The 12,925-nt window shown below is 44.2% G+C and carries 15 protein-coding genes and 1 rRNA gene; 4 read left to right on the top strand and 12 right to left on the bottom strand.

Features of this window, described 5'->3' with window-relative positions; translation table 11 throughout:
* The 3 genes from ERX55_RS10045 to ERX55_RS10035 form a co-directional block, all read right to left on the bottom strand.
* Nucleotides 1–109: ribosomal RNA gene (locus ERX55_RS10045) — 16S ribosomal RNA — on the bottom strand; the annotation flags it as partial.
* Between the two features lie 478 nt (nucleotides 110–587).
* Nucleotides 588–1,274, bottom strand: coding sequence for a KinB-signaling pathway activation protein (locus ERX55_RS10040; RefSeq protein WP_133452442.1), 687 nt, complete (start codon nucleotides 1,272–1,274; stop codon nucleotides 588–590).
* A 12-nt stretch (nucleotides 1,275–1,286) separates the two neighbouring features.
* Nucleotides 1,287–2,315 (bottom strand): Mrp/NBP35 family ATP-binding protein, encoded by a 1,029-nt coding sequence (locus tag ERX55_RS10035; protein ID WP_424960690.1) that lies wholly within the window; start codon nucleotides 2,313–2,315, stop codon nucleotides 1,287–1,289.
* 163 nt (nucleotides 2,316–2,478) lie between these two features.
* Between ERX55_RS10035 and ERX55_RS10030 the strand changes: the two genes are divergently transcribed.
* Nucleotides 2,479–3,939 carry an alpha-amylase gene (locus ERX55_RS10030; RefSeq protein WP_133452440.1) on the top strand — a complete coding sequence of 487 codons (1,461 nt, stop codon included), beginning with the start codon at nucleotides 2,479–2,481 and terminating at the stop codon, nucleotides 3,937–3,939.
* A 36-nt stretch (nucleotides 3,940–3,975) separates the two neighbouring features.
* Here the strand turns inward: ERX55_RS10030 and ERX55_RS10025 are convergent, their stop codons facing one another.
* The 9 genes from ERX55_RS10025 to ERX55_RS09985 form a co-directional block, all read right to left on the bottom strand.
* The gene (locus ERX55_RS10025; protein WP_133452439.1) at nucleotides 3,976–4,446 is read right to left on the bottom strand and encodes a SepA family multidrug efflux transporter; all 471 of its coding nucleotides are present in this window, start codon (nucleotides 4,444–4,446) and stop codon (nucleotides 3,976–3,978) included.
* A gap of 12 nt (nucleotides 4,447–4,458) precedes the next feature.
* Nucleotides 4,459–5,988 (bottom strand): amidohydrolase, encoded by a 1,530-nt coding sequence (locus ERX55_RS10020; RefSeq protein WP_133452438.1) that lies wholly within the window; start codon nucleotides 5,986–5,988, stop codon nucleotides 4,459–4,461.
* Nucleotides 5,989–6,054: 66 nt separating this feature from the next.
* Nucleotides 6,055–6,939 carry a KPN_02809 family neutral zinc metallopeptidase gene (ypfJ, locus tag ERX55_RS10015; protein ID WP_133452437.1) on the bottom strand — a complete coding sequence of 295 codons (885 nt, stop codon included), beginning with the start codon at nucleotides 6,937–6,939 and terminating at the stop codon, nucleotides 6,055–6,057.
* A 91-nt stretch (nucleotides 6,940–7,030) separates the two neighbouring features.
* Entirely contained in the window at nucleotides 7,031–8,092 is a 1,062-nt protein-coding gene (locus ERX55_RS10010; protein WP_133452436.1) for an efflux RND transporter periplasmic adaptor subunit, read from the bottom strand.
* A 41-nt stretch (nucleotides 8,093–8,133) separates the two neighbouring features.
* Entirely contained in the window at nucleotides 8,134–8,364 is a 231-nt protein-coding gene (locus tag ERX55_RS10005) for a hypothetical protein (protein WP_133452435.1), read from the bottom strand.
* 8 nt (nucleotides 8,365–8,372) lie between these two features.
* Nucleotides 8,373–9,560, bottom strand: coding sequence for a UTP--glucose-1-phosphate uridylyltransferase (locus ERX55_RS10000; RefSeq protein WP_133452446.1), 1,188 nt, complete (start codon nucleotides 9,558–9,560; stop codon nucleotides 8,373–8,375).
* A 25-nt stretch (nucleotides 9,561–9,585) separates the two neighbouring features.
* Nucleotides 9,586–10,095, bottom strand: a complete 510-nt coding sequence (locus ERX55_RS09995) for a metal-dependent hydrolase (RefSeq protein ID WP_133452445.1) — start codon at nucleotides 10,093–10,095, stop codon at nucleotides 9,586–9,588.
* Nucleotides 10,092–10,778 (bottom strand): DNA alkylation repair protein, encoded by a 687-nt coding sequence (locus ERX55_RS09990; protein WP_133452434.1) that lies wholly within the window; start codon nucleotides 10,776–10,778, stop codon nucleotides 10,092–10,094. Before ERX55_RS09990 ends, ERX55_RS09995 begins: the two co-directional genes overlap by 4 nt.
* Nucleotides 10,775–11,386, bottom strand: a complete 612-nt coding sequence (locus ERX55_RS09985; protein ID WP_133452433.1) for a hypothetical protein — start codon at nucleotides 11,384–11,386, stop codon at nucleotides 10,775–10,777. Before ERX55_RS09985 ends, ERX55_RS09990 begins: the two co-directional genes overlap by 4 nt.
* Before the next feature lie 165 nt (nucleotides 11,387–11,551).
* On the opposite strand from ERX55_RS09985, the gene ERX55_RS09980 reads away from it, so the two are divergent.
* The 3 genes from ERX55_RS09980 to ERX55_RS09970 are packed head-to-tail and all read left to right on the top strand — an operon-like array spanning nucleotide 11,552 to nucleotide 12,901.
* Nucleotides 11,552–11,812: a SunI/YnzG family protein gene (locus ERX55_RS09980; RefSeq protein WP_133431720.1), complete on the top strand. Its 261-nt coding sequence runs from the start codon at nucleotides 11,552–11,554 to the stop codon at nucleotides 11,810–11,812.
* Nucleotides 11,813–11,863: 51 nt separating this feature from the next.
* On the top strand, nucleotides 11,864–12,571 hold the full coding sequence (locus ERX55_RS09975; RefSeq protein WP_133452432.1) for an SDR family NAD(P)-dependent oxidoreductase: 708 nt from the start codon (nucleotides 11,864–11,866) through the stop codon (nucleotides 12,569–12,571).
* A gap of 12 nt (nucleotides 12,572–12,583) precedes the next feature.
* Nucleotides 12,584–12,901, top strand: a complete 318-nt coding sequence (locus ERX55_RS09970) for a heme oxygenase (RefSeq protein WP_133452431.1) — start codon at nucleotides 12,584–12,586, stop codon at nucleotides 12,899–12,901.
* Nucleotides 12,902–12,925: the final 24 nt, after the last annotated feature.

Raw genomic sequence — 12,925 nt, 5'->3', positions numbered from 1 at the left:
CGTCCGCCGCTGACTTCAGAGGTGCAAGCACCTCGTCTGTCCGCTCGACTTGCATGTATTAGGCACGCCGCCAGCGTTCATCCTGAGCCAGGATCAAACTCTCCATAAAAGTGTTTGATAAAGCTCTCTGATTGGTTAAGCCAATCACTCTTTAACATTGTACAAACTCGGCTACGCGAGTTTGCAAATGCGACTAGCGATTAAACTCGCAGTCTTATTTGGAATTAACGTTGACATATTGTCATTCAGTTTTCAATGTTCATTTTTTCGTCTCACAAGATTAAATGATAACAGCTTTTCTTTAACTTTGCAAGACTTTTATTTAAGAAGTTTTACACTTCGTATCAGTCATTTAAGGTTAAGTTGCTGTGTCTTTCAAGCTTGCATTAAAAATTTTACTCGAATCATTCTTTCGTTTCAAGTACCACTTTTACACTTTTGAGACTTTTTTCTTGCAATTTATTTTAAAGCTCTTGTCGTTTTCAGCGACTTTAATATCATAACAAGCGGATATAAAACTGTCAACTACTTTATCTAATTTTTTTAGAAAAAAAGACCCCCGTTATAACAGGGGCCAACCAGACGTTCTATTGCTGCTTTTTCTTCTTAACTGTCGCTGATTTTGTTCGCGATGCTGTCATGCGTTCTTCTCTTGATTCCCGACGTTTAGCACGTTCTATCTTTGAGGCTTCATTGTATTTAGGCATCATCAGAAGCTGGAATGTATTACATAAGATCAGAGGGAAGATAGTTGTGTACAGCCAGGTCGTATCTTCTACCTTTAGGAAAGGAATCAGCTCAACTGTTGTCATCACTATCATAAAGAACATTGCAGGTACCCAGACGTTTGTCGCAGTCAGTTTAGATTTATAATAGCTGACAAGCAGCGCACTGATCAGGACAAGTATCGGTATCCAGATAAATCTCACAACATCTCCGTGCTGTTCACCGAATCTCAGGAATCGGAAATAGATGAGGTCGAAGAATGCAAATAGGATGATAACCACTTGGATAGGTTTCCATGCTGTTCTAAATATCCCCAGCCCCAGCTGATGAATAAAGAGATAACTGAAATATGCAAGTTGACTGATAGTTGCTATAAGTAAGCCATAGCCCATAAACCAGATGAGTGCTGCCAGAAACTCACCTATCTGTCCCTCTACCAGAAAAGCAGTGAGCTTGTCATACGCAAAAATCAGACTGACCAAAATGGTGGTGATAAGGCCGATCACTAAGGTCGTGCCATAAAACTTCAATAAATTTCTAAGTGTCACTATATTGCCTCTCTATCTATTAGTCTTGCTAATGATTTTTTCTGCTATTTCTTGATAGATGTAGCCTAACTCATGATTCTCATCATAGATGGATGGTGCAAAGTCCGCTTCATCCCATTCAGGCTGTGCAAGTGGTAATTGTCCTAGCAGCTCTGTATGAAGTTCTTCAGCAAGCTTAGCACCGCCCCCTTGACCGAATACATATTCACGGTTGCCTGTTTCCTTGCTTTCGAAATAAGACATATTCTCTACAACCCCCAGAATTTCATGGTCTGTCTGTAGAGCCATTGCCCCTGCACGTGCTGCAACGAAGGCTGCTGTCGGATGGGGTGTCGTAACGATAATCTCTTTACTCTTCGGCAGAATCGTATGCACATCAAGTGCGACGTCCCCTGTGCCGGGCGGTAAATCGAGAAGGATATAATCCAGTTCGCCCCATTGCACTTCTTCAAAGAAGTTATTGATCATTTTACCGAGCATCGGGCCGCGCCAGATTACCGGCGCATTCTCTTCTACAAAGAATGCCATCGAGATGACTTTCACGCCGAACCGTTCAACAGGCACAATCATCTGGCCCTTGATACCTGGTCGTTCAGTGACTCCCATCATATCCGGCACACTGAAACCATAGATATCTGCATCTACAAGTCCTACACGTTTACCTAAACGGGCGAGTGCAACAGCCAGGTTAACAGATACTGTTGATTTACCGACCCCGCCCTTACCTGAAGCGATGGAAATGAACTCAACATTTTCCAGTTTACGTTCAACAGGTGATGCCGCTTCTCCGCGATATTGTTCAAGCGTTGCAGCATCCAGTTCCTCAAAACGGATGCCTACAGTTTTGGCCCCATTTGTTTTAAGGGTCTCCACGACTTGCTGCTGCAGATCAAGCTGAGGCTGACCGCCTAGTTTAGCAATCGCCAGTTTAACGCTGACATGTTCTTTTTCTTCTTTAACAGTCAGTTCCTTAATACCGCCTGTTTCTTTTAATGGATGGTTAATGACAGGATCTTTCAGTTGGCCGATTAATTCAATCATCAGTTCTTTACTTAGCAATTTAAACGCTCCTTCTTCTTCTATTAGAACTAGTATAACAAAAAATCAATAAATCACAGTACTATTCGTCCGAATTGTCTTACTTTTCAGCTATGGTGGTATACTGTATATATCCACCAACTAAAATGTAGAGGAATGAAGCTAGATGATACAGAATCATACAATCATGCAGTACTTCGAATGGCATACGAACGGCGACGGTAATCACTGGAACCGCCTTAAAGAAGATGCGCCTAATCTGAAAGAAAGAGGTATTGATGCCGTCTGGATTCCTCCTGTGACCAAAGCAGATAACGTCGCAAATCCTGGTTATAGCGTCTATGATGTCTATGATCTCGGCGAATTTGATCAAAAAGGCGAGGTCCGGACTAAATATGGTACGAAAGAAGAACTAAAAGCTGCTATTAAAGCTTGTCATGACAATGACATAAAAGTATATGTCGATATCGTGATGAATCATAAAGCAGGCGCTGATGAAACTGAAGTATTCAAAGTCGTAGAAGTAGACCCGGAAAACCGTACGAAGGTCATCTCCGAACCTTTTGATATTGAAGGTTACACAAAATTCACTTTCCCGGGCCGCAAAGACAAATACAGTCAGTTCAAATGGAATTACACCCATTTCAATGGCACTGACTATGATCACAGGACCGAAAAAACGGGAGTCTATAAAATTCTCGGTGAAAATAAGGACTGGAATGAAAATGTGGACGATGAAAAAGGTAACTTCGACTACTTGATGTTCTCCAATATCGATTATAAGCACCCGGACGTCAGAAAAGAAATGATTGACTGGGGGAAATGGCTGATAGATGAACTGGATATTGACGGGATGCGCTTAGATGCTATCAAGCATATTGAATCTTACTTTATACGTGATTTTGTTCATGCGATGACTGATCATTCTGACAAGCCTTTCTACTTCGTCGGTGAATTCTGGCTGCCGGACCTTGAAACCAACGAGAACTTTCTGACAGAGGCTGACTATGCGCTTGATCTGTTCGATGTGAAACTCCATTACAATTTCAAGGAAGCCTCCGAAAAAGGGCAGGGCTATGATCTTCGTCAATTGTTCGATAAAACACTCGTTCAGGAAAATCCGCTAAATGCTGTCACTTTCGTCGACAATCATGATTCTCAGCCGGGAGAAGCGCTGGAGTCATTCGTCAAAGACTGGTTCAAACCACTTGCCTATGCGTCAATCCTTCTGAGATATGACGGCTTTCCCGTTGTCTTTTACGGTGACTACTATGGTATCGGCGGAGAGATGCCGATAGAAGGCAAACAAGCAATGATTGATACGCTGCTCTTCATCCGTAAAAACAAAGCATACGGCCTTCAAGATGATTATTTTGATCACGAAAACGTAATCGGCTGGGTGCGCCGTGGTGCAAAAGAAGTGGAAAACTCAGGCTGTGCTGTCATTATGAACAGCAGCACAGAAGAAGCACAGAAACAGATGTTTGTCGGCAAAGAACGGCGCGGTCAAGTCTGGCTTGATTACAACAATGTCCGAGAAGATGAAGTCATTATAGATGACGAGGGGAATGGCATCTTTAAAGTCAATCCAGGCAGCGTGTCAGTATACTGCCAGAAAGACTTCTAAATAAGAAAGGCACGGAATCAAAAGATTCCGTGCCTTTTATTGATCATCTGTCTGATTTAAGTCTTCACTATTCGGATAAAAGATTTCAGTCAGCACATAAAGAACGGTGATAATTATCATAATGACTAAGAAATTGATGCGGATATACTGATAATTGACGTGAATGAAGAAATAGAATATCAACGTCGCTGAAATAGGAATGATTCCATGCACAAGAGGTGCCTGAAAATAAGGATTATCCTGATAAAGGCGTTTCAGATTATCAAAAACGAATTCCACTATCCGCAGCAGAAAAAAACCTCCGGCTATATAGGAGCCGTAGTAAAAAAGATTGTCCGCAAAACTCTGATTATAAGTAAATTCAGCCAGATGCCACGCAATCAGTATGCGACTCAGGCCGAACAGTCCGAATGACATAAGTATGAGAAATATCAAACCGGATACCAGAAAGATAGTGGTCATAAAAAGCAGTGTCATCATCTTGCTGACATCTATTTTGAATTTCATCCTGCGCCTCCTTTATCGTCTATAGACAATATCACCGTCTACGATCGTCATCTTGTTGCAAATATCTCCAATATGCTCAGCAGTGAATGGATCTGTCTCGAGCACTGTGAAGTCCGCCAAATAACCCTCTTTTATCATGCCATTCTCCGGACGCTGGCCAATCATCGCAGCATTAACCGTAAAGAGCTGAATCGCTTCATAAATGGACAGGCATTCTTCGGTAAAATACTGGTTCTGCGCATCGAATGGCCGTCTGTTGACAGCGGCATCTATACTCTTCAATGGATTAAATGACTCGATGGGCGAATCCGAGCCACCGCCCAACATGATACCCGCTTCCGTCAATGATTTCCAGGCGTAAGCATATCGACTGCGTGCTTCACCTACCCGGTCGATTGCCCAGGGGAAGTCAGAAGTGGCAAAAAGGGGCTGTACATCACAGATGAGCGGCAGATTCTTCATACGCGCTATTAAATCCGGCGACAGGAAGCTGACATGAATCAGCCTGTCATGTCCCGACCTCAATGGATATTTTTCAATCGCATCCAGCACCATTTCACACGCTTTATCGCCGATAATATGGACAGCGACTGCTGAATGGTGATGTCGTGCGCGCTGCACCTGTTCTTCTAATTCCTCTTGACTGAAAATAGCAAGCCCTCTCGTATCTGGCTGGTCACTGTACGGCTCACGGAATAAAGCGGTTCTGCCCCCCAGTGCACCATCTGCGTAAAACTTCATCGCATCTTTTTTCAGCCAATCAGTGAACACGTAGTCAGCCACTGACTCGAAGACAGAATAATGACGCAGCAGATTAAGCCTCAGCTGCATTTTATTCTTACCGAACACTTGAGTGTAGGCAGCCAGCACATTTTCCGGGCTGTTATAGTAACCTAAGTCTTCGGTATGGGCGCCTGTCAGTCCGACTGCATGCATTCCACGTGCCGCCCGTTCCATATGTCGCGCAAGTGAATCAACTGTCTCATTCAGGCTGGCATTCACGAACAGATCCATCGCATGATCATGCACCCAGCCGTTCAATCGCCCCTCTGTTTTTTCAAAATGTCCGCCATCCATGTCCTGGACCTCATCCTCGATGCATAGGGCACTGAAGGCCGCACTATTGACAATAGCAGCGTGGCGGCATACACGTTTGATGATGACGCGGCAATCTGTCAGTTCATCGATCTCATCACGGGTCAGTCTATGCTTCAGCTGATTGTCATTATAGCCCTCGCAGACCAGCCAGCTCTCTCTCGGAAGCTGCTGTGCGGCAGCCCTCAGCTTTTCTTTTACATCTTCTATTGAAACATCATCTTTGAAATTCACGCTGGCAAGCGCCATTCCTGTACCTACCAGATGGATATGCGTATCCACAAAGCCGGGAAACATGACGGCGCCTTGCAGATCAATATATTCCGCCTTCACCTTCGGCACTTCATCAAATAGAGCTACTATCCGGTTGTCATCTACCAGAACCGCTTTAACTTTGTGACCTTCTCGCTGCATCGTGTAAATGGTGCCGCCGTAAAATAATTTCATCTATTACCTCCAAAAAAAAGAAGATATACTCCTTTAAGTATATCTTCTCTTCACTTCTATAAGCAATTATAAGTCAAGGCCCATAGCGCTGAATGTGTCCCCGCCGTTGACATCACCTGTATCAAAGCCTTTTTTAAACCATTTCATACGTTGCTCACTTGTGCCGTGCGTAAAACTTTCCGGGTTGACGCGGCCGGTCGCATTTCGCTGAAGGGTATCATCGCCGACTGCATGAGCCGCTTTGATTGCTTCTTCCATGTCACCTTCATCAGTGATTCCTGCTTCGTTTTCGTAATGAGCATAGACACCTGCAAAATAGTCAGCCTGAAGCTCAAGGGCAACTGAATATTTATTGAACTCTGTTTCGTTTAACTGCTGTCTTAAACGATTGACTTTATCAGAGATACCCAGTTCATACTGAACGTGGTGTCCGACTTCATGGGCGATGACATAAGCCATCGCGAAGTCACCCGGCGCGTTTAACTGCTGTTCCAGCTGATCCATGAACGTTAAGTCGATATAAAGCTTCTGGTCGCCAGGACAGTAGAAAGGTCCCATCGATGAACTTGCACTACCGCAAGCTGTATTGACACCATTAGAGAACAGAACCATCTTAGGTTCATGATAAGTACGGTTGTATTGCTGGAAAATGTTGTTCCAGACATCTTCTGTATCTTTCAGTACAACAGATGCAAACTGTTTGCGGTCATCTGCCGAACCATCTGTCTGGGTCGTCTGTTGCTGCTGCGTCTGTTGCTGCTGGCCGGAATCCCCACCTAAAATGTCGCCAGGATTACCGCCCATCAGCATATAGATAATGGCAACTATAATACCGAGACAGCCGACACCGCCACCGCCTGCCGCCAAACCGCCGCCCGGAAAGCCGCCGCCACCGCCACCGCCGCTTATATCTTCTACATTTGAACTTCCTTGTCTACCTTGCCACTGCATAAGGTTACCTCCGCTATCTACTTAATTTATTTAATTTATACCCATAATTTTAAGAGACTATCATGCCAAAAAAATAAGCTGATTCCTCAGCTTACTTTTTATAGGCTTCTAATTTATCGATAGCGGATAAGCCCTGTGTGACGAGATAATACTGTTCAGCTTCTTTCTCCACCATTACTTTAGCTTCATTTTTATCACTGCCATACACTTTTTTGACAAAATACTCAGGTTTATCAGCCTTCATGACTTTCTTCACATATTTTTCAGGCAGCCAGATATGACCTTTCTTCGATGGATGCACTGCTATAGATAACCGGTCTCCTAAATACAGGCCATCTGTTTTGTCGAGACGGCCTTCAATGAGGAAGCCTTGAACGCCCTGCGATTTACCCCGCAATTCATCACGCGGTGTCAAAGCGACTTTAGTCAGCGAGCCTTTAACGGGACTATCATCCGTGCTTTCAAAAGGCATGACAGGTGATAGCAGTTCCACCTCGCTGCGACGTGCATAGCCTTCAAAATAAGGTTTACCTACGCTCATCGTAAGGACAGGTTTGTCTTGTCTGACAGCTGTAAAGGATTGCAGCTGGTCATCATCGATATCAAGAATGGTGCCTGCTTGACTCGCCTTGATGGTCAGAGCCCCCACTTTATCTTCCTGCTTCTTCTGCTTCTCCTCAAGAATACTGATGTTATTCTCTGCTTTCGTCAGCTCAGACTCCAGCCAGTTGATCTGCGCTTCAATAGAGGCACTTTCTTCAGAAGTCGCTTCAGCTAGCCGCTCCTCATAAGCAGTGATCTGTCCTTCAATCTGTTCTTTTTCCACGCGTTTATTATCAAGCTGTAGGCTCAGCTCAGTGTTACCTTCCTGATCTGCCTCTCTGTAAGTATAAAGCGGATTACCCGCTGCAACCTTCTCGCCTTCTTTAACATGAACCTTGACCGGATCATTCTTTGCGGGCTTCAGATAATAAGTAGCCTGATGCTGTACGACTTTACCCTTGATGATGATCGTCTGTTTCTTAATAAAATCATCGATATAAATCGTGTTTTCCGCCTGATGAGATTGATAAGCCATATAGACTGCACTTCCAGCAATCATGGCAAAGATAAGCAAAGTGAGCAGCAGCGGCCATAGCCATTTTCTTTTCATTTTTCCCCTCATTCATTATGTCATCCAGAATATGATCTGCCTTATTTCAGCAGACGGTCGTCATCAGATTTTATATGTGCATTGAAGTGCTTCATATCCTGACGCTTCATCGACTGATAATAGCGCATGAGCAGATAGATAAAGACAAGTGCTACAAACAGCGATACGAAACCCATCCAAGTCAACTGGCCCCGGCCATCTGCCAGAATAAAATAATAGGCAAAATAAAGATTGATCAGTGCAATCGCACCAAATCCGATATAAGGTAACATATGGCCTCCTAGATCATATGATTGTCGAGCAGCGCTTGTCTAGCTGTCTCTATACTATCTTTTCCCTCTTTGTTCTTAAGCGGGCTGAACTCCGATTCACGGTCCACTTGCAGCGTCTTGAAAGTCTCAGCATAACGGAAGATATCAAAGTAGAATTTTTCGAATTTCAACGTTTCTTTTTTCACGACAGCAAAATCTTCATCAAGCTGTTCGAGATTCTTCACGGCCAGATGATAAGGCAGCTTATGAGTCGATGCCGCTGCCAGGAAATCACGTCTGAAAATATGGATGCCGATATTCCCGTTCGTAAACTGATTCTCCAGTCCTTCCGGCAGTTCTGTGTATTCCATGACCTGCTTCTTATCATCTGCCATAATCACACGTCCCACACTTTCACCGTTCAGAGGTCGGATGGTCTTTGTCGTGACATCAGCCCCGGACTCGACAGCAAGACCACAGAACACCGGATCCAGCACCTTCACCAGAACATTATCGATATTATTGAGATAGATATAATCAATGCCACGTTTGTGCATCGTCTCATAAAGGCCTGTCGCAGCAAGTGCCTCAAAAATACCTCCATTGCCGTTAGGAGAGGTCAGCAGTTCGCCCTGCTTATTCAGTAGCAGCTGTCCTTCAGGAGATAAAGCCACGATATTAGGCTGTTTGAAAAACGTGATATTTTCTTCCGGAAAATTGAAGAAATGACGCTCCTTGAAGAATGCCAGTGTCTCTTCATGATTGATATCACTTGTCATGATAAACCACGGAATCGTTGTATTGCACTCAGCAGAAATCTTCAGTAATTGTTTCGCCTGTAGCTCAAAGAGACTGATACCATCAAAAGTGAACGTCCCTTTCGGTCCCGGATGCGCAAGACGTGTGCCCTGGCCGCCAGCCATTAGAAGTGCAGCAAAGCGTCCTTCGCGGATAGCCTGACGGCCAAGACCCTCAAGTTCAGTCAGGCGTTCCTCGGACATTTCAGATTTCACTTCTGTCTCTACATCTCTAAGCTGACCCGCCGGCGCTTCAACGTGACGATTGACGTAAACATCTTCATAAAGTGCTGCCACTTCATCCAAATTCAGTGAACTTAATTCCTGGGTCAGTCGGTTCTTTTCTTCTTCAGACATCATCGTCAGCATTTCAGACAGTGCATGGTGATGATAAGTCGGTAAATCCTGCAAAGTAGCCATAATTTCTCCTTTAATAACATGAGTTTTAGTATCCATTTAGCCAGTTGATTGTGCGATGAAACATTTCAACATAGACCAGATAGACAGTCAATAATGTGAAAGTCGTTGCCAGAGACAGGTCGACAATGCCTCCTGTCTTGAAGTGGATCGGCAAAACGACTTTATAGTCAAGCGGGAAAAAGAGTGCAACGCCTCTCGGTGTTAACATATCTAGTATAATATGGCTCGCAATGCCAAGTAAACTAGAGATGATATAAATAAAATCGATATCGAGCAGAGTCAGAATGACAGCCGTCAGCCCCATAAAAAAGAGAGAATGTGTCATCGTTCGATGACCGAAGAAAAAGCCGATCAGTAAGCTGAGAAGCTTTAACTTGCGACCTATTTTACTGCCTGCGTGACAAATATCAGGCACCAGGCTGAACGCCGCTGTTGTGGCAATAATCGCCACAGACTGACCTAAATCAGTCGTCGTTCTAAGCGCATATCCTGTGCCGAGCAGAATACCGAAAGCGAGATGGGTTTTACCTGTCATACGGCTGCCCCCTTCGCTCGCAGCCATTTCAGCGCTTCTCGTTCACTGAGCTTTGACAAGCCTGCTTTACTGACGTAGTCCATAACAAAGTCAGGGGCTGTCTTCGAGTATTCTCTCAGAATCCAGCCGATTGCTTTTCTGATAAAGAATTCTTTATCGTGTTTCAGTTGTTCAATCATTTTAATCAACAAGTCCTCATTCATCTTACTCTTAAATTTCAGCTGATGCAGAAGCCCTGCACGCTGCAACCAGAAATTATCAGAAGTCACCCAGTCCATCATGCGCTCAAGATCCTCCGGATGACCCTGACGGATGATAGGACCGACGATATTCGGACTAAGATCATCTATGGAATCCCACCAGCTGTTCTGCAGCACCATGGACTCCAGAAAAGATAGGTCATCTGAGGTAAGCTCATGCCTCTGTTTTTCCAGCAGCCTTATAGCAAAGTAATGATATTCGCGTTCAGGCTCGGTAAACAGGGCCTGCACCAGCATTTTCAGGGCATGACTTTCAGGTAATTCGTACGTTCTGAACAGTTCACGATTAATCGGCGCGCTGTCTTTCTTCTTAATACCTAGGAACGGAAACTGATTCTTCATATATCTGCTCATCGTGACACTATTATCAGCATCTGCATAGGGTGTATAGGTTTCTTTAATGATATCAAGCGTCAGTATCATGAGGACACATCCATTGCTTCAGCAGATGATGCTTTCACATCTTCTGCTGATTGTATTGACGTCTCTTCAGCTGTCTCTTCAGCTGCTTCTTCAGCCGTCTTCTCGGCTGACGGCTGTTCTGTCGCCGAAACTTCAGTAGTCGGAACTTCAGAGGTCACTTGTTCTGTCGTCACGCTTTCTGTTGTACGCGGGACTGTTCTTATTTCTGCAGTCGGCTGTTCTGTCTTAACACAATGATGATCCTGGCAGAGATAACCTTCAGTCGCGAGGTTATTCCAGGCGCGCGAGTATTCAGGCGTATCGGTGTATTTGGTACAAGTGCCTGTCAATAGACAGTTTCTCGCTGCATTATAGATGTCTGTATCGTACTGCTCGTCACTCACCGCTTCTGTTGCCGGATCGTTCTCTGTCTCCGGTGATTTGACTCTTACTTTTACCGAGGGCTTCTTCGCATCGTTATGGCCAGTCGCTTGTTCGGTTTCTTTATGTTCATCTTTCATTTCTTTTGTATTTTCCTTATCAATCTGTGGATCTTTCTCATCTGATTGCTGCTGACAGCCTGACAGTATCAGCACTAAGCCAAGAACTAGAACCATTAACTGTTTCATGTTCTCTCTCCTTACCATTAGTATTTAACTATTATACTGGTTATTCATGAAAAAGGAATCTATTAATAGTTACTATGCCTGTCAGTTTTTATACGCATTATTTGTAAGCGTGTAAAAAAAGGGGTATATTATAAGTAACAAAATATAAAAAGGATGTGTTTATCAATGGCAATGACAATCACTAAAAACGACAAAGAGGTTAACATTAAATGGCGTGTAGCGGATATTACAATCCCGAACGAAGATATCGTCAGCGTTAAAGAAGATACTAATATTTATGCTGCTACCGATGAGAACCAGGAGAATGTTGTACGTATTGGCTCTACTTTTGGTAAAACAAACCGTATTCTGTTAGAAACAAAAGATAAATCATATATTATCTACACACACAATGATAAAAAAATCCTGAACGAATTAAATAAATAATATGACTAGTCGCACTTCTGTGCGGCTTTTTCTGTCAATGGAGGACTCTCAATGGAAAACTTAGCAAATAAAGTCGCACTTATTACGGGGGGATCTCGTGGTATCGGGCGCGCGACCGCTATCGCACTTGCCGGTGAAGGTGTCAAAATAGCTATCACTGGCCGTCATGCTGATGCCCTGCAGGAAACACTTGATATGCTGGACACTGATGCTACAGCTGTAGTCTGCGATATGAAAAAAGAAGAGGATATCAAAGCAGCAGTCGAACATACACTCGACACATTCGGCCGTATCGATATCCTCATCAATAATGCAGGCATCATGAAAACAAATCTTTTCCTCGAGACATCTGCCGAGGAGCTGCGTGACATGTTTGAAACGAATGTCATGGGCGTCTTCACCATGATGCAGCAAGTCCTGCCTCATATGATCGAACAGCAGGCCGGTGACATCGTTAATATCGCCTCTATGTCTTCCATCAATGCAACGGCTAAGACTGCTGCCTATTCAGCCACTAAGTTTGCAGTGGCAGGTATGACTGAAGGTGTGATGCGTGAAATGCGCGAACATCATATTCGTACCTTCACTATCAATCCTTCAGCTGTCCTGACAGATTTAATCGGTGAAACCTCACTTGATCCGGACACGATGACCCATCCTGAGGATATCGCGGACGTCATCGTCAGCCAGCTTAAACTCAACCGCCGTACATTCATCAAAACGAATCAGATCTGGGCAACTCATCCTGTCCAGAAATAAGGAGGAAACTTTATGTTTGTCGTATCCAACCGCATTAAAATGAAAACAGGTTTTGCAGAAAAAATGGCCCCGCGCTTCACGCAAGGTGGCGGCATCGAAGATTTGAAAGGTTTCGTCAAGACAGAAGTTCTCGCTGTTCAGGGCAACCCGGAACATGATGAGCTGCACGTCAACACATACTGGGAGACACTGGAGGACTTTGAAGCCTGGAAGACTTCAGATGCATTTAAGAAAGCACATCAGCGTCCCTCCCAGTCCCAGGGTGAATCACCGATGCTCGGCTCTGAGCTCGTCATCTATGAACTTAAATCACAACTTGAGCGTCCATAAAAAAATTCCAGTCATATGACTGGA

Origin of the sequence: Macrococcus bovicus, assembly GCF_004359575.1 — a bacterium.
Lineage (GTDB): Bacteria > Bacillota > Bacilli > Staphylococcales > Staphylococcaceae > Macrococcus > Macrococcus bovicus.
The sequence above is the reverse complement of the archived record's forward strand: the minus strand, read 5'-3'. Positions and strand labels throughout refer to the sequence as shown.